Origin of the sequence: Nioella sp. (assembly GCF_965215655.1) — a bacterium.
Lineage (GTDB): Bacteria > Pseudomonadota > Alphaproteobacteria > Rhodobacterales > Rhodobacteraceae > Nioella.
In genome coordinates, this window is sequence record NZ_OZ244111.1 from 266,478 (window position 1) to 282,903 (window position 16,426).

Below are 16,426 nucleotides of genomic sequence, written 5' to 3' on the forward strand. Positions count from 1 at the left end.
AAATGAAAAAAATCGTCCTCACTGGCGCCGCCGGTCGGCTTGGCACCATCTTGCGCGGACCGCTGTCGCAGCTGTGCGACACGCTTGTCAGCTCCGACATCGTCGAAAGCGTCAAGGATCTGCGCCCAAACGAGACCTATATCCGCGCCGATCTGGCCGACAAAGCAGGCATCATGGCGCTGCTCGAGGGGGCCGACATCGTCGTTCATTTCGGCTCCATCGTCGATGAGGCCCCGTTCGAGGAATTGCTCGGCCCGAATTTCATCGGCGCCTACAATATCTGGGAAGCGGCCCATCAGAACGGCTTGAAACGCGTCGTCTACGCCTCGTCGATCCATGCGGTCGGCATGTATCCCAAGAACGAATGCATCGGGCTGGATGCCCCGCACCGGCCCGATACGTTCTACGGCCTCGCCAAATGCTTCGCCGAGGATCTGGGCCGCATGTACTGGGAAAAGCGCGGGCTGGAGGCCGTCTGCATGCGCATCCTGTCCTGTGCGCCGGTCGGCAATGCTCGGGCCCTGGGCAGCTGGCTGTCGGATGGTGACCTCGTGCATCTGGTGGAACGGGCCATCGACACGCCGGTGACCGGCTTCTCCATCATCTACGGCGTGTCCGCGAATGACCGCTGCCCGGTGGACAATTCCAAGGCGTCGTTCCTGGGTTACCGGCCCAAGGACAACGCGGAACAATTCGCGGATCGGATTCTGGCCGAAGCCGGCCCGCATGATCCGCAGGACGTGGGCCAGATGTGCCACGGCGGGCCCTTCGCCAGCATCGAGCTGGGACAGGGCGCCAAGGCATTGCTGAACATCCCCGAAGAAGACTGACCGCCTCGGGACAGGAACGCCACCCGCCGGGTGGCGATCCCCTCCCCGATCCGTTTCGCGCAGGGCGGGTGCCTGTACGGAAATCCCCTATCGCAACCGCGTCCCTTTATCCGCGTCAAAGAACAGCGCGGCACCGTCGGTCACGCTCAGGCCCACCTTGCTGCCGGGCTTCGGCGCGCTCTGGTCATGGGCCTCGACCGTGATGCGGGTGCCGTCGCCCGCAACAAGGTAGTGATAGGCCACGCCACCCAGTTGTTCCGACAGATCGACGGTGTGCGTGTCCCCGTCCGCCAGCCGTAGCATCTGCGGGCGCACGCCTACCGTGATCGGCCCGTCACCGGCAGATCCCGGCGCCTCCAGTTCCATCACGCCCAGGCCCGGCACGCGCACCTTGCCGCCCGCCACGCGACCCGAAAAGAAGTTCATTGCCGGGCTGCCGATGAAGCCCGCAACGAACTGGTTGTCGGGGTCGTTATACAGGTCCAGCGGCTTGCCCACCTGTTCGATCACGCCGCCGCGCAGCACCACGATCTTGTCGGCAAGCGTCATCGCCTCGACCTGGTCATGGGTCACATAGATCATCGTCGCGCCGATTTCGTTATGCAGCCGGGCAATCTCCACCCGCATCTCCACCCGCAATTCCGCATCGAGATTCGACAGCGGCTCGTCGAACAGGAACACCTCCGGCCCCCGCACGATGGCCCGCCCGATGGCCACCCGCTGCCGCTGTCCGCCGGACAATGCCTTGGGTTTACGTTTCAGATAGTCGTCGAGCTTCAGCACACGGCTTGCTTCGGCCACCTTGGCCTTGATCTCGGATTTAGGATGGCCGTTCATCCGCAGCCCGAAGCCCATGTTTTCCTCAACGGTCATATGGGGGTAGAGCGCATAGGTCTGGAACACCATCGCCACGCCGCGTTCGGCCGGGTCCATCCGGGTCACATCCCGCGCGCCGATAGCGATCTGTCCGCCGGTGGTTTCCTCCAGCCCCGCGATCATCCGCAACAGGGTGGACTTGCCACAGCCAGAGGGGCCGACGAAGACGCAGAACTCCCCGTCTTCAATTTGCAGATCGACCCCGTGGATCACCTGCGTTTCTCCGTATTTCTTGATGACCTTGTTCAGCGTTACACCGGACATGTCCTTGGTCCTCCCAGACTGGGGTCAATTGACGGTGGGGAATTGCCACGCGGTGGCTTCCTCCCCGATCTTGCGGGCGGTTTCGAGCAGGTCGGGCTGAAACGCCCGGATACTGTCGAGCGAGTGGCGGGTGGTGGAGGTTGCGATGGACAGCGCCCCGATGACGCGCCCCCCATTGGTCAGGATCGGCGCGGCGATCGAGATGATTCCGGCCTCGTGTTCCTCCCGGTCGAAGGCCACGCCTTCCTTGCGAATTTCCTCCAGCTCCTTCAGCAGCGTTTCGGGGCTGGTATGGGTCGATGGCGTGTTCTTCAGGAACAACTGCTGGCGCAGGGCGCGTTCCAGCCGCTCGGGCGTCATATGGGCCAGGATCGCCTTTCCCACCCCGGTGCAATAGCCCGGCGCGACCTTGCCGGTTTGCGCGAGCGTCTCGAACCGGTCGCTCATCTTCTGCTTGTCGACGAACAGAACCTGACCCAGTTCCATCTGCGCAAGGTGGATGGTCTCCCCGGCTTTTGCGGCCAGCACGTCGACATAGGGCCGCGCCACCGTGGCCAGCGTCGCCTGTTTCCACGCCGCATGGGCCAGCTTCACCAGACGCAGGCCAAGCGTATAGCTGCCCGTGTCGGGATCATGCGACAGCATCCCCTGATTCGTCAGCGTCTGGAGCAGCCGGTAAAGCGTCGCCTTGGGGTGGTCGCTGTTTTCCAGCAATTCGGTGAACTTGACCGGATGGCCCGCCGCCGCAACGGAATCCAGCACGTCCAATGCCTTGCCGACCGTGCCGTCGCCTGACTTCGCCATGAAAGACCTCCCCTGCGTATCCTCGGGCTCCGAGGAAACTGTTGACACAGTATCCGGCGTCCGGCATGTTTTCAACTATAGAAACCTAGTTTCAAATAATGAGACCGTTTCGTCAAGTGGAACCAAGGGAGGACACTATGCGTTCCATCATCAAGACACCGCTGGCCGCGCTGGCGGCGACAACTATGCTTTCCGGTATGGCAATGGCCGATGGTCACGGCCTGACCGGCGATCTGCGCATCTTCTCGGACATGTCGAACCCGGCCCCGCGCGCGATCATGGAAGGGCTGGTCGAGGATTTCGGGGCGATGCATCCCGATCTGGACATCGAACTGACCATCGTCGACCGCGAAGCCTGGAAAACCCAGATCCGCAACGCCCTGTCCGCGAACCCGCCGGATGTGGTGAACTGGTACGCCGCCAACCGCATGGGCCCTTATGTGGATGCAGGGCTCTTCATGGACATCACCGACTGGTGGGATGCGGGCGACTATGCCGGTCTTGAGTCCGTCCGTGGCGCACTGACCATCGACGACCGCCAGTACGGCGTGCCCTACACCTACTACCAGTGGGGCGTGTATTACCGCGAGGACATCTTCAACGAACTGGGCCTGAGCGAACCCACCACTTGGGAAGAGGAGCTGGCCAACTGTCAGGCCATCGTCGATTCCGGCCGCGCCTGCTACACCATCGGCACCCGCTACTTGTGGACCGCTGGCGGCTGGTTCGACTACCTCAACATGCGCACCAACGGCTTCGACTTCCACATGCAGCTTGCTCGTGGGGAAGTGGAATGGACCGACGAGCGCGTGCGCGCCACCTTTGCCAACTGGCGTCAGCTGATCGACATGGGGGCCTTCATCGAAGACCACCAGACCTATTCCTGGCAGGAAGCGCTGCCCTTCATGGTCAACGGCGAAGCCGCAGCCTATCTGATGGGCAACTTCGTGGTGCCGCATCTGCGTGAAGCGGGCCTGTCGGACGATCAGATAGACTTCTACCAGTTCCCGATCATCACCGAGGGCCTCGCGCAAGGTGAAGACGCACCGACCGACACGTTCCACGTCGCCTCCGGTGCGCAGAACGTCGAGGCGGCCCGCGCCTTCCTCGCCTATGTCACTTCGCCCGAGGTGCAGACCGCGATCAACGGTCCCGATGGTCTGGGCCAGCTGCCGGTGAACGCCAATGCGGACGTGGCGGATGATGAATTCATCCAGCAGGGCTTCGAAATGCTCAGCCAGAACGCACAGGGCGGTATCGCGCAGTTCTTCGACCGTGACTGGCCGGCGGAAATGGCGTCGATCGGCATGGAAGGCCTGCAGGAATTCATGGTCTTCCCGGACAACCTGGACGATATCCTGGAACGTCTGGAAGACGCGCGCCAGCGCATCTACGAATAATCCCTGATAGACTGCGCCTCGCTCCTGAAACCGGGGCGGGGCGCGCACCGCCCCCCGCGTATCCGCAAGCCGCGCCATAGCCTCGCGCGCGGTTTCCGAATGCGCTGTCCAACGGAGGATAGGACATGACCCCCGCCACCGACACCCGCAGCTGGCTGCAAAGGAACCGCATGACGGTCACGCCGCTGCTGTTCCTGCTGCCCGGTCTGCTGTTCTTCGTGGTCTATGTGATCAGCCCGATCTTCCAGTCTTTCAACATCTCGCTCTATGACTGGGACGGCCTGGGCGAGGCGACCTATATCGGCCTCGACAACTACCGCGAGCTTGTGGACGACCGTGCCTTTGAGACCTCGCTCTGGAACAACCTCAAATGGCTGGCGCTTTACCTGCTGGCCATTCCTGCGGGGCTGCTCATCGCGCTGTTCCTGAACCAGACGGTCACCGGCATCCGGCTCTATAAATCGCTGTTCTTCTTCCCCTTCGTGCTGAGCCAGGTGGTCGTCGGGCTGGTCTTTTCGTGGTTCTACCTGCCGCGCGTGGGGCTGCTGAATGCGGTGCTGACGTTCTTTGGGTTGGATTCGATCAACGTGTTGGGCGACCCCGACCTTGCCACCTACGGCATCATCGCCGCCGGGCTCTGGCCGCAGACCGCCTATTGCATGATCCTCTACCTGACGGGCCTCAATGCCGTGGACCCCGAACAGATCGAGGCCGGGCGGCTGGACGGGGCCAAGGGCTGGAAAATGCTGTGGCACGTGGTGCTGCCGCAACTGAAACCGGCCACGTTTATCGCCTTTGTGGTGACGATCATCGGCGCATTGCGCAGCTTCGACCTGATCTCGATCATGACCAATGGCGGACCGTTCGGGTCGACCCGCGTGCTCAGCTTCATGATGTTCGAACAGGCCCTGTCCGAATACGGGTTCCGCATGGGCTATGGCTCCGCCATCGCGGTGGTGCTGTTCCTGATCATGCTGGTCTTCATCGGCTACTTCCTGTGGCAGATGTGGCGCGACGAGCGCGAAGCGCGGCACTGAGCGAGGAGAGACAGATGTTCCCCACCCCGATCCAGAAACGCAGCCGCGCGACGCAGATCACCTATCAGACGCTGCTGCCGCTGGCGCTGATCATGTGGCTTCTGCCCTTGCTGGCCGTCATGCTGTTTTCCATCCGCCCGCTCAGCGATTTCACCAATGGCAACTACTGGGGCATGCCGTCCTCCTTTGATCTCTTCGCCAATTATGGCCGGGTGTTCTTTGAATCCGACATGCCGCGCTATCTTCTGAACTCGGTCTTCATCACGGTGCCCACGGTCATCGGCGCGGTGGCCCTGTCCTGCATGACCGGCTTTGCGCTCGGCATCTACCGGTTCCGGGGCAACCTGCTGATCTTCTTCATGTTCATCGCGGGCAACTTCGTGCCTTTCCAGATCCTGATGGTCCCGGTGCGCGACCTGACCGTGTCGACCGGGCTTTATGACACCAAGACCGGGTTGGTCCTGTTCCATATCGCATTCCAGACCGGGTTCTGCACGCTCTTCATGCGCAACTTCATCCGCGCGCTGCCCTATGAACTGATCGAGGCCGCGCGGGTCGAAGGCGTCGCCGAATGGCGCATTTTCTGGTACGTGGTCCTGCCGCTGATGCGGCCCGCCATCGCCGCGCTTTCGGTGCTGATCTTCACCTTCATATGGAACGATTACTTCTGGGCCATCGTCCTGACGCAAGGACCAGAGGCACAGCCCGTCACCGCAGGCATCACCAGCTTCAACAGCCAGTTCGTGGCGCAATACCACCTGATGAGCGCGGGCAGCATCGTCGCCGCGATCCCGCCGGTGGCCATGTTCTTCGCCATGCAACGCCACTTCATCGCAGGTCTGACTCTAGGGGCCGTCAAATGACCAAACTCACCTTCATTGGCGCCGGATCCACGATCTTCATGCGCAACATTGTGGGCGACATGCTCCATTTCGAGGCGCTGCGCGATGCCGAGATCGCGCTGATGGATATCGACGCCGACCGGCTGGCCGAGTCCGAACAGCTCGCCCGCCGCATGATCGCCACCATGGGCACCGGCGCGCGCGTGACCACCCACACCGACCAGCGCCGCGCGCTGGAGGGGGCCGATTTCGTGGTGACCGCCTTCCAGATCGGCGGCTACGACCCCTGCACCATCACCGATTTCGAGATCCCGAAGGCCTACGGTCTGCGCCAGACCATCGCTGACACGCTCGGCGTCGGCGGCATCATGCGCGGCCTGCGCACCGTACCGCACCTGTGGAAGGTGGCCGAGGATATGGCCGCCGTCTGCCCCGACGCGCTGCTGATGCAATACGTGAATCCCATGGCGATCAACACCTGGGCGCTAGCCGAACGCTTCCCGCAGATCAAACAGGTGGGCCTGTGCCATTCCGTGCAGAACACCGTGCAGGAACTGGCCCACGATCTCGACATGGCGGAAGCGGACATCCGCTACAAGGTCGCGGGCGTCAATCACGTCGCCTTCTTCCTGCGTCTCGAAGACGCCAACGGCGCGTCCCTCTACCCCCGACTGCGCGACGGCTACCGCGCGGGCCGCCTGCCCAAGGCGCCGCTCCTCATGCCGCGTTGCCCCAACAAGCTGCGTTACGAGGTCATGGCTCACCTGGGCTATTTCTGCACGGAAAGCAGCGAACACCTGGCCGAATACGTGCCGTGGTTCATCAAGGACGGCCGCGAGGACCTGATCGAGCAATTCTCCATCCCGCTCGACGAATACCCCAAGCGCTGCGTCGAACAGGTGGCCGAGTGGAAGACCCAGGCCGCAGACCTGGCCAAACAGGCCAGCATGGACGTCCCCAAAAGCCACGAATTCGCGGCAGAGATGATGAACGCCATCGTCACCGACCGCCCCTTCACCGCCTATGGCAACCTGCCCAACCGCGGCCAGATCCCGCAACTGCCCCATGGCGCAGCGGTGGAAACCCCCTGCCTTGTGGACATGAACGGCGTGCAGCCCTCGATCGTCAATGACATCCCGCCGCAACTCATCGCCCTCATGCGCAGCCAGATCAATGTGCAGGAACTGACCGTGCGCGCCCTGCTGGACGAGAACCCCGAACACATCTACCACGCGGCGATGATGGACCCGCACACCGCCGCCGAACTGGACCTGCGCCAGATCCGCAGCGTGGTCAGCGACCTGCTGGCCGCCCATGGCGACTGGCTGCCCGCATGGGCGCGGGTGAAAAAAGCGGCCTGAGGGCCAGAACGGAAGACCGACGATGACCAAGACGAGACGCAGCGCAGGGTGGTACGGCAAGCTCGACCGCGACGGGTTCATTCACCGCAGCTGGATGAAGAACCAGGGCTTCCCCGATCACGCCTTCGATGGTCGTCCGATCATCGGCATCTGCAACACCTGGTCTGAACTCACCCCCTGCAATTCCGGCCTGCGCGACCTCGCCGAAGGCGTAAAGCGCGGCGTGTGGGAGGCGGGCGGTTTCCCCGTCGAATTCCCGGTGATGAGCCTTGGTGAAACCCAGATGAAGCCCACGGCAATGCTGTTCCGCAACCTGCTTGCCATGGATGTGGAGGAATCGATCCGCGCCTACGGGATCGACGGGGTGGTGTTGCTCGGCGGCTGCGACAAGACCACGCCGGGCCAGCTCATGGGCGCGGCCTCCGTCGATCTGCCCACCATCGTCGTCAGCTCCGGCCCGATGCTCAATGGCAAGTGGAAGGGGCAGGATATCGGCTCCGGCACGGATGTGTGGAAATTCTCCGAGGCCGTGCGCGCGGGCGACATGACCTTGCAGGATTTCATGGCCGCCGAGTCGGGCATGTCACGCAGCAAAGGCGTCTGCATGACCATGGGCACCGCCTCCACTATGGCCTCGCTGGTGGAGGCCATGGGCATGTGCCTGCCCACCAACGCCGCGCTGCCCGCCGTGGACAGCAGACGCATGGCGCTGGCGCATCTCACCGGCAAGCGGATCGTGGAAATGGTCGATGAGGATATCAAACCCTCCGACGTCATGACCCGCGCGGCCTTCGAAAACGCCATCCTCGCCAATGCCGCCGTGGGCGGATCGACCAACGCGGTTGTCCACCTTCTGGCCATCGCGGGCCGCGTGGGCGTCGATCTGACATTGAAGGATTTCGAACTGGCCAGCGACATTCCCCTTCTGGTCAATTGCATGCCTTCGGGCAAATACCTGATGGAGGATTTCTGCTACGCGGGCGGCATGCCCGTGGTGCTGTCCGAACTGGGCGACCGCCTGCTCAGCGCCAAAACCGTCCTCGGCGGCGAGATCTCCGCCTATGCGGACGGGGCCGAATGCTACAACCGCGACGTGATCCGTGCCTTCGACGATCCGCTGAAACCGGCGGCGGGCCTGCGCGTGCTGCGCGGCAACCTCGCCCCCGACGGCGCGATCATCAAGCCCTCTGCCGCCACCGATGCGCTTCTGGAACATGAGGGCGAGGCCTACGTTTTCGAGTCGATCGAGGACTTCAAGGCCAATGTCGACCGCGACGACCTGCCCGTAACGCCCGACACGATCCTTGTGCTCAAGGGCTGCGGCCCCAAGGGCTATCCCGGCATGCCCGAGGTCGGCAACATGCCGATCCCCAAGAAACTCGTCCAGCAGGGCGTGCGCGACATGGTTCGCGTGTCCGATGCCCGCATGTCCGGCACCGCCTACGGTACGGTCGTTCTCCATGTCTCGCCCGAGGCGCAGGCCGGCGGCGCGCTGGCGCTCGTCAAGACCGGCGACCGCATCCGCCTGTCCGCTTCCGAAGGCCGGCTGGAACTGCTGATCACCGAAGAGGAATTGGAAACCCGCCGTGCCGCATGGCAACCCGACCCACCCCACTACAGCCGAGGATATGCCAAGATGTATGTCGACCATGTCCTGCAAGCCGACAAGGGCGCCGATCTCGACTTCCTCGTCGGCAAGGATACCCGCCCTGTCACCCGCGAAAGCCACTGACCCCCTCCTTTCATCTTGGTAAAAATACCTCGGGGGGTGCGGGGGGCTGGCCCCCCGCCCGGTCGACGCCGACAGGCGGCGAAACCGCAAAACGTCTGCACGGGGGGTGTACAGGGGGTGTACGCCCGGTGCACGGGGGGCACCCCCCTCTTTTCGAAGGAAATGAACCGATGACGCATCCCACCTATCCCGACCTAGACGGCGCCTCCGTCTTCATCACCGGCGGCGGCTCCGGCATCGGCGCGGCGCTGACGGAAGGGTTGCTGAGGCAAGGCGCGAAGGTGGCCTTCGTCCAGCGCTCCGACGCGTCGGCTTTCGTCGAAGACATGGAGGCAAGTACCGGAAATCGCCCGCTTTTCCTGCCCTGCGACATCACCGACATCGCCGCCCTGCAAGGCGCGATTGCCCAGGCGGTCGCAGCGCACGGCCCCCTTGACGTGCTGGTGAACAACGCCGCCAATGACAAGCGCCACACGACCGAGGAGGTGACGGAGGAGTTCTGGGACTGGTCCCAGTCGATCAATCTCAAGGCCTATTTCTTCGCCTGTCAAGCTGCTGCCAAGTCCATGAAAGAAAAAGGAAAAGGCGCGATCATCAACTTCTCGTCGATCTCCTACATGATGGGCAATGCGGGCTATCCCGCCTACACCACCGCCAATGGCGGCATCACCGCCATGACCCGCAGCCTCGCGCGCGAATTCGGCCCCGACCGCATCCGCGTCAATGCGCTGGCTCCGGGCTGGGTTCTGACCCAGAAACAGAAGGATCTCTGGGTCACGCCAGAAGGTCTTTCCGCCCATCTGGACCGCCAGTGCCTGAAGGATACACTGGCCCCCGAAGACATCGTCGGCGGCACGCTTTTCCTGGCCTCAGGCAGTTCAAAAATGATGACAGGTCAGGTACTTGTCATAGATGGCGGCGTTGTGGTGACGGGATGAGCAAGACGGATTGGATCGCAGTCGACTGGGGCACCTCGCACCTGCGCGCCTTTGCCATTGGCGCGAATGGCGCCGTGCTGGACAGGGCGCAGTCGGCTGACGGAATGGGCAGCCTCGCGCAGGCCGATTTCGAACCTGCCCTCCTGCGCCTCATCGAGCCGTGGCTCGGGGACGGACCCACCCCCGTCATTGCCTGCGGCATGGTCGGCGCGAAGCAGGGCTGGGTCGAGGCCCCCTATCGCTCCGTCCCCTGCAAACCCGGCGAGGCCACGCCGATCACGCCCGCCACGCAGGACAGCCGCATCAGGCTCCATATCCTGCCCGGCGTCAGCCAGGACAGCCCCGCCGACGTGATGCGGGGGGAAGAGACCCAAACCGCTGGTGTCATTCACGAAAACCCGAATTTCGACGGTATCCTCTGCCTGCCCGGAACGCATACGAAATGGATCCATATCTCGGCCGAAGAGATCGTCAGTTTCCGCACTGCCATGACCGGGGAGCTTTTCGCGCTTCTGTCGCAACATTCCGTCCTGCGCCATTCCGTCACCGGTGACGATTTCGACCGCGATGCGTTTGATACCGCCGTTGCCGAAACCCTCTCGCGCCCCGAAAGGCTCGCGCAGTCGCTGTTCAACATCCGTGCCGAGGGGCTTTTGCACGGCCAATCCAATGCCGCTGCAAGGGGCCGTCTTTCGGGCCTTCTGATAGGGGCGGAGCTTGCCGCCGCCAAACCCTACTGGCTCGGCCAGCAGGTGCTGATCGGCGGCGCGCCAGCACTGGTGGCGCTCTACGAGCGGGCCCTGCAATCGCAGGGCGTGCTCTGCCAGACCCGCGACGCGGAAACCCTGACTCTCGCGGGGCTGCGCCTTGTCCACGCAAAACTGATGGAGGCATCATGAGCCGTCCCCTGATCGCCATCCTGCGCGGCATCACCCCGGTCGAAGCCGAACCCATCACCGCCGCCCTGATCGCCGCCGGGATCACCCGGATCGAGGTGCCGCTCAATTCCCCCGATCCGTTCGACTCCATCGCCCGCATGGCCCGCGCCTTCGGCAATGACGCCCTGATCGGTGCGGGCACCGTCCTGACGCCCGAAGACGCGGCACGCGTTGCGGATGTGGGGGGCAAGCTGGTGGTCTCGCCCAACATGGACGTGGAGGTGATAGTGGAAACCAAGCGGTTGGGCTTGCAGAGCTTTCCCGGCGTCATGACACCCACGGAATGCTTTGCCGCGCTCAAGGCCGGGGCGGACGGGCTGAAGATCTTTCCCGCCAGCCTGATCGGCCCCGATGGGGTCAAGGCGATCCGGGCGGTTCTGCCAAAGGGCACACAGGTCTATGCCGTGGGCGGGGCGGGGCCGAGCAATTTCGCGCAATGGTGGACGGCAGGGGTCGATGGCTTCGGCATCGGCACCGCGCTTTATACGCCGGGCGTCTCCGTGGACGAGATCGCCCCCCGCGCCGCCGCGCTTGTTGCCGCCTTCGACGAGGCCATCGAATGACCGCGCAGGTCTTCGACAACCGCTCCTGTGAACTGGGGGAAGGGCCGCTCTGGCACCCGGAGCGGGGGCAGCTTTTCTGGTTCGATATCAATGGCAAGCGATTGATGACTGCAGGACAGGAGTGGGTGTTCAACCGCCATGTGTCCGCCGCCGGGTGGGTTGGGCGCAATGCGCTTCTGGTAGCGACAGAGACCGACCTGATTCGGCTGGATCTGGAAACCGGCGCGCAGGAGGTCGTTGCGCCGTTGGAGGCCGAGAACCCTGTGACCCGGTCCAACGATGGCCGTGCCGATCCTTGGGGCGGGTTCTGGATCGGGACCATGGGCAAGCGGGCGGATCCCGGCGCGGGGGCGATCTGGCGCTACTATCGGGGCGAACTTCGTCGACTGTACGATAGGATCACGATTTCCAACGCGATCTGCTTCGCGCCGGATGGCAGCTACGCCCATTTCGCGGATACCGCGCCGGGCAAAGTCTGGCGGCAGAGGTTGTCAGAAAAGGATGGTTGGCCAGTGGGCGAGCCGGAGATTTTCCTCGACCACGGCCCCGATGGCCCCAACCCCGATGGGGCGGTGCTGGATGCCGAGGGCAATTTCTGGTGCGCGGAGTGGGGGTCATCGCGGGTGCGCTGCTATGCGCCCGACGGCAGCGTCTTGCGGGACGTGACGCTGCCAGTTTCTCAGCCCTCCTGCCCGGCGTTCGGCGGGCCGGATCTGCGCGATCTCTACATCACCACCGCGCGCGAAAGCCTGACCGCGGCCGATCTGCAAAAGGAACCGCTGGCGGGGCAGGTCTTCGTCGCCGCGAACATTGCCCAAGGTCAACGCGAACATGAGGTCATCCTGTGAAACGCACGCTCGGCACCTGTTACTACCCTGAACACTGGCCGGAAGCGCAGTGGCAAGAGGACGCCGCCCGCATGGCGCAGCTCGGCCTGACCTGGATCCGCATCGGCGAATTCGCCTGGTCGCGGCTGGAACCTATGCCGGGCGACCTGCAATTCGAGTGGCTCGACCGGGCGATTGAAACGCTTGGCGGGGCAGGGCTTAAGGTGGTTCTGGGCACCCCCACGGCGACGCCGCCGCGCTGGATGCTGGACAAGCACCCAGACATGTTGGCGGTGGATGCGGAAGGCCGCACGCGCGGGTTCGGCTCCCGCAGGCATTACTGTTTCAGCCATGACGGCTACCGCGAGGAAAGCGCGCGCATCACGCGGCTGCTGGCGGAACGTTACGGGCGTAACCCTCATGTGGCCGCGTGGCAGACGGACAATGAATATGGTTGCCACGATTCGGTGATTTCCTGTTCCGATGCCGCGCGGGTGGCTTTTCAGGACTGGTGCAAGGATCGCTACGGCAGCATCGAGGCGCTGAACGCGGCCTGGGGCAATGTCTTCTGGTCGATGGAATATCAAAGCTTCGACCAGATCGGCCTGCCCAACCTGACGGTTACGGAACCCAACCCGGCGCATGGGATCGCCTTCCGGCGTTTCAGTTCCGATCAGGTGGCGCGGTTCAATGCCGTTCAGGTGGACATCATCCGCGCCCATTCCGAGGCACCGATTTCCCATAACTACATGGGGCGGATCACCGATTTCGACCACTACGACACCGGCCGCCAGATGGAGATCGCCACCTGGGATAGCTACCCGATGGGGTTTCTGGAAGATCGGATTGAGGCAGATGACGCCCACAAACGCCGCTACGCCCGGCAGGGCGACCCGGATTTTCAGGCGTTTCACCATGACCTCTATCGTGCCGTCGGCAATGGCCGCTGGTGGGTGATGGAGCAGCAACCCGGCCCGGTGAACTGGGCGCCCTACAACCCCGCGCCGCTGCCCGGGATGCCGCGCCTTTGGGCGTGGGAAGCGTTTGCGCATGGGGCCGAGGCGGTGTGTTACTTCCGCTGGCGTCAGGCCCCCTTCGCGCAGGAACAGATGCATGCGGGGCTGCTGCGCCCCGACAGCCAGCCTGCGCAGGCCTATCACGAGGCTGCGCAGGTGGCGCAGGAACTGGCGGAGCTGCCAGAGGTGGAGGCGGGTCAGGCGCCTGTGGCTTTGGTCTTCGACTACGCGGCCCAGTGGGCTTGGGCCGTGCAGCCGCAAGGCCAGGGGCAGGACTACTTCCGGTTGGTGTTCGAGACCTACCGGGCGTTGCGCAGGCTTGGCCAGTCGGTGGATATCCTGCCGCCGGATGCGGACGATCTGACGGGCTACAAGCTTGTGTTGGCCCCCGGCGCGGTGACGCTGGCAGACGCCTTCAAGGCGGCGATTACCGCCCATGACGGGCCGGTGATCCTTGGCCCGCGTACCAATGCCAAGACGGCGGAGATGCACATCCCTGTGCCGCTTCCCCCCGCGATCCCCGGCCTCGATATCACCGTGTCCCGCGTGGAATCGTTGCGCCCGGACATGCCGCGCCCTGTTGACGGCGGCGGGCATGTGCAGCTTTGGCAGGAGGAGTTGGAGGGGACGGAAGAGGTCAGTTTGCGCAGTGCGGATGGCCAGCCGCTGGCCATGACGAATGGCCGGATCACCTATCTGGGCGCGTGGCTGGACCCCGAAGCGTTGACAGCATTTCTACGCGATGCGCTGACGAGGGCAGGGGGCGAGACCACCGTCATGCCCGGCGGGTTGCGCCGGCGTCAGGCCGGGAAGACGGAATTCCTGATCAACTATGATCCGGAGCCGCAAACCTGGGACGGCGTGACCGTCCCCGCCGCGGGAGTTGCCTGGCGCTAGAAATCCACCGATACGCCCGGCAGGTTCAGCGTCTTCATCAGGTCACGCAACTCCTGCCGGGCGGCGAGGTTCGAGATATTCAGCCGGTCCACCCCCATGGCGCGCAGGTCCAGCAGGGTCATGCCGGTTGGAAACAACTCGCGGAAGATCACCCGTTCACTCATTCCTGGCGCCACGCGAAAGCCGATGCGGCGCGACAGGTTGGTCAGCGCCTCGCCCACCTTGCGCTTGTTGTGCATCATCTGTGCGCCCAAGCGGTTGCGCACCACGATCCAGTCAATGGGCTTCAACCCGGCCTTGGCGCGCAATTGGCGGGAATGCCAGACCATCTCGGAATACACCGACGGGCCTTTGATTTCGTAGGTTTCCGGGTCGATCCGGGCCAGAAGGTCGAAATCGACGAAACTGTCATTCATCGGCGTGACCAGCGTATCGGCCAGCGAATGCGCCACCTGGCTGAGCCTTGTGTGAGAGCCGGGGCAGTCGATGACGATGAAATCGCAGCGCGGGTCCAGATCGGCGACGGCCATGGAGAGGCGACGGTCATAGATATTCTCGTCGGGGCCGAGTGTGGCGGGGTCCACCTCTGGCAGTTCGATCAGGAAGGGCGCGGGCAGATCCAGTTCACGGGCGGCGATCGTGTTCTGGCGGTTTTCCAGGTAGCGCCCAAAGGTGCGTTGCCGCAGGTCGAGGTCCAGCCCCCCCACGCGGTGCCCCAGATTGGCAAGGGCCGTGGCCACGTGCATGGCAGTGGTCGACTTGCCCGACCCGCCCTTTTCATTGCCGAAAACGATGATATGCGCCACCGGTGTCCCCTTCGCGGTCTTGGTCTCGTTTGCCCTCATTTCGTGGGGCAAATCGGTTAGGGCGCAATATACGGGGTTAAGCGGGTGGTGTTAAGCGGGAATGACCAGCAATCACGCCATTGCGGGGAACGCCCTGTGAAACGCTGTTTTTCCGCTTGGGCTGAACCGGATCATGCGGCTTTCGGGCAGGGGCTGGAGATTGCCTGCCAAATGGTCGTGACACAGCCTTGCTAAACGCTCCGCTCGGTCGGGGTCTTCGCTGACTGCCGCCTGCGTGTGGCCCATGTGTTGCGCGACTACGGCCTGGCGGACCGGGCGGAGGCCCCACAAGATTGCCGCGTCGAGACCGGCTGAAACCACCCGGTCAGGTGCAAGACTGTCCGCGTGTTTCCTCTCTTTTGAACGCCTGCTCCCCGACATTGGCCGCAATCTTTCACTATCCGTCAGAATGGGGACGTAAAACTTGTCCTAAATTGTATCAGCAGTACTGAACGGAGCAGTAAAATGTGGAAAGACTTTCTTGGGAATGAAAGCGGTGCCGTGACCGTGGATTGGGTCGTGCTGACCGGTGGCCTCGTGGGGCTCGGTCTGGCAACGACCGCGATCGTTTCGGCGGGTGTTCAAGACCTGTCCGGGGACACGCGGGGCGCATTGGAATCGGACAGCATTATCGCGGCGAGTTTTGGCACCGAGTGGCCCGAATTCGTACTTGGGAACTATCAGCGCCCGCGCCCGGACCATCATACCGGTAACTGGAACCACCTCGTTGGCGCGATTGGCAGCTACAACGAGGATCAGCTGAATCTTCTGATGACACAGGGGCTGGATCTTTATGAAAACGGTGGAACGGCTGATATTCAGGCATGGGGGATCGACACCTACGCCCTTGGCTATGACCAGATGCAGGCGCGTGGCATGGACACGACCGGCATGACCAACCCCAACGAACTGCTTGCCGGTTTCGAGGCGCAGCACGGGGCCACCTGACGGACCCGGCATTTACGACGAAAAACGCCGCCCCGGATGAGGGCGGCGTTTCTCTGTTCCGATAGGCGGACTGGCTCAGAAGCCGAGGCCTTCGTATTTCTTCTTGAACTTCGACACGCGGCCGCCGGTGTCCATGAGGCGCGAGGTGCCGCCGGTCCAGGCCGGGTGCACGGTGGGGTCGATGTCCAGCGACAGCTGATCGCCCTCGGCGCCCCAAGTGGATTTCATCTGGATGACGGTGCCGTCGGTCATCTTGACGTCGATCAGGTGATAATCGGGATGGGTGTCTTTTTTCATGGTCCCGGTCC

Annotated in this window: 16 protein-coding genes; 12 read left to right on the forward strand and 4 right to left on the reverse strand. The window is 63.5% G+C overall.

Features of this window, described 5'->3' with window-relative positions:
* Positions 1–2 precede the first annotated feature (2 nt).
* Positions 3–830: an NAD-dependent epimerase/dehydratase family protein gene (locus ACOOEX_RS01360; RefSeq protein WP_420396791.1), complete on the forward strand. Its 828-nt coding sequence runs from the start codon at positions 3–5 to the stop codon at positions 828–830.
* An 87-nt stretch (positions 831–917) separates the two neighbouring features.
* Here ACOOEX_RS01360 and ACOOEX_RS01365 read toward each other — a convergent pair whose 3' ends face one another.
* Entirely contained in the window at positions 918–1,970 is a 1,053-nt protein-coding gene (locus tag ACOOEX_RS01365; RefSeq protein WP_420396792.1) for an ABC transporter ATP-binding protein, read from the reverse strand.
* Between the two features lie 24 nt (positions 1,971–1,994).
* The gene (locus ACOOEX_RS01370; RefSeq protein ID WP_420396793.1) at positions 1,995–2,774 is read right to left on the reverse strand and encodes an IclR family transcriptional regulator; all 780 of its coding nucleotides are present in this window, start codon (positions 2,772–2,774) and stop codon (positions 1,995–1,997) included.
* 137 nt (positions 2,775–2,911) lie between these two features.
* On the opposite strand from ACOOEX_RS01370, the gene ACOOEX_RS01375 reads away from it, so the two are divergent.
* The 10 genes from ACOOEX_RS01375 (at position 2,912) to ACOOEX_RS01420 (ending at position 14,325) form a co-directional block, all read left to right on the forward strand.
* Positions 2,912–4,174 carry an ABC transporter substrate-binding protein gene (locus ACOOEX_RS01375; RefSeq protein WP_420396794.1) on the forward strand — a complete coding sequence of 421 codons (1,263 nt, stop codon included), beginning with the start codon at positions 2,912–2,914 and terminating at the stop codon, positions 4,172–4,174.
* 125 nt (positions 4,175–4,299) lie between these two features.
* Entirely contained in the window at positions 4,300–5,211 is a 912-nt protein-coding gene (locus ACOOEX_RS01380) for a carbohydrate ABC transporter permease (protein ID WP_420396795.1), read from the forward strand.
* A 14-nt stretch (positions 5,212–5,225) separates the two neighbouring features.
* Positions 5,226–6,074 (forward strand): carbohydrate ABC transporter permease, encoded by an 849-nt coding sequence (locus tag ACOOEX_RS01385; protein ID WP_420396796.1) that lies wholly within the window; start codon positions 5,226–5,228, stop codon positions 6,072–6,074.
* A complete protein-coding gene (locus ACOOEX_RS01390; protein ID WP_420396797.1) occupies positions 6,071–7,414 on the forward strand; it encodes an alpha-glucosidase/alpha-galactosidase in 1,344 nt (447 codons plus the stop codon). The genes ACOOEX_RS01385 and ACOOEX_RS01390 overlap by 4 nt, the downstream gene beginning before the upstream one ends.
* 22 nt (positions 7,415–7,436) lie before the next feature.
* Positions 7,437–9,146 (forward strand): IlvD/Edd family dehydratase, encoded by a 1,710-nt coding sequence (locus ACOOEX_RS01395; RefSeq protein WP_420396798.1) that lies wholly within the window; start codon positions 7,437–7,439, stop codon positions 9,144–9,146.
* 170 nt (positions 9,147–9,316) lie between these two features.
* Positions 9,317–10,084, forward strand: a complete 768-nt coding sequence (locus tag ACOOEX_RS01400) for an SDR family NAD(P)-dependent oxidoreductase (RefSeq protein WP_420396799.1) — start codon at positions 9,317–9,319, stop codon at positions 10,082–10,084.
* Complete coding sequence (locus ACOOEX_RS01405; protein WP_420396800.1) at positions 10,081–10,983, forward strand: 2-dehydro-3-deoxygalactonokinase; 903 nt, start codon at positions 10,081–10,083, stop codon at positions 10,981–10,983. The genes ACOOEX_RS01400 and ACOOEX_RS01405 overlap by 4 nt, the downstream gene beginning before the upstream one ends.
* Positions 10,980–11,585 (forward strand): 2-dehydro-3-deoxy-6-phosphogalactonate aldolase, encoded by a 606-nt coding sequence (locus ACOOEX_RS01410; RefSeq protein WP_420396801.1) that lies wholly within the window; start codon positions 10,980–10,982, stop codon positions 11,583–11,585. Before ACOOEX_RS01405 ends, ACOOEX_RS01410 begins: the two co-directional genes overlap by 4 nt.
* A complete protein-coding gene (locus ACOOEX_RS01415) occupies positions 11,582–12,433 on the forward strand; it encodes an SMP-30/gluconolactonase/LRE family protein (RefSeq protein ID WP_420396802.1) in 852 nt (283 codons plus the stop codon). Before ACOOEX_RS01410 ends, ACOOEX_RS01415 begins: the two co-directional genes overlap by 4 nt.
* Positions 12,430–14,325: a beta-galactosidase gene (locus ACOOEX_RS01420; RefSeq protein ID WP_420396803.1), complete on the forward strand. Its 1,896-nt coding sequence runs from the start codon at positions 12,430–12,432 to the stop codon at positions 14,323–14,325. The genes ACOOEX_RS01415 and ACOOEX_RS01420 overlap by 4 nt, the downstream gene beginning before the upstream one ends.
* Here ACOOEX_RS01420 and ACOOEX_RS01425 read toward each other — a convergent pair.
* On the reverse strand, positions 14,322–15,131 hold the full coding sequence (locus ACOOEX_RS01425) for a division plane positioning ATPase MipZ (RefSeq protein WP_420396804.1): 810 nt from the start codon (positions 15,129–15,131) through the stop codon (positions 14,322–14,324). The two genes, ACOOEX_RS01420 and ACOOEX_RS01425, sit on opposite strands and share 4 nt — an antisense overlap.
* A gap of 504 nt (positions 15,132–15,635) precedes the next feature.
* On the opposite strand from ACOOEX_RS01425, the gene ACOOEX_RS01430 reads away from it, so the two are divergent.
* Positions 15,636–16,118, forward strand: coding sequence for a hypothetical protein (locus tag ACOOEX_RS01430; protein WP_420396805.1), 483 nt, complete (start codon positions 15,636–15,638; stop codon positions 16,116–16,118).
* A gap of 75 nt (positions 16,119–16,193) precedes the next feature.
* Here the strand turns inward: ACOOEX_RS01430 and rpmE are convergent, their stop codons facing one another.
* Complete coding sequence (rpmE, locus tag ACOOEX_RS01435) at positions 16,194–16,415, reverse strand: 50S ribosomal protein L31 (protein WP_420396806.1); 222 nt, start codon at positions 16,413–16,415, stop codon at positions 16,194–16,196.
* Positions 16,416–16,426 lie beyond the last annotated feature (11 nt).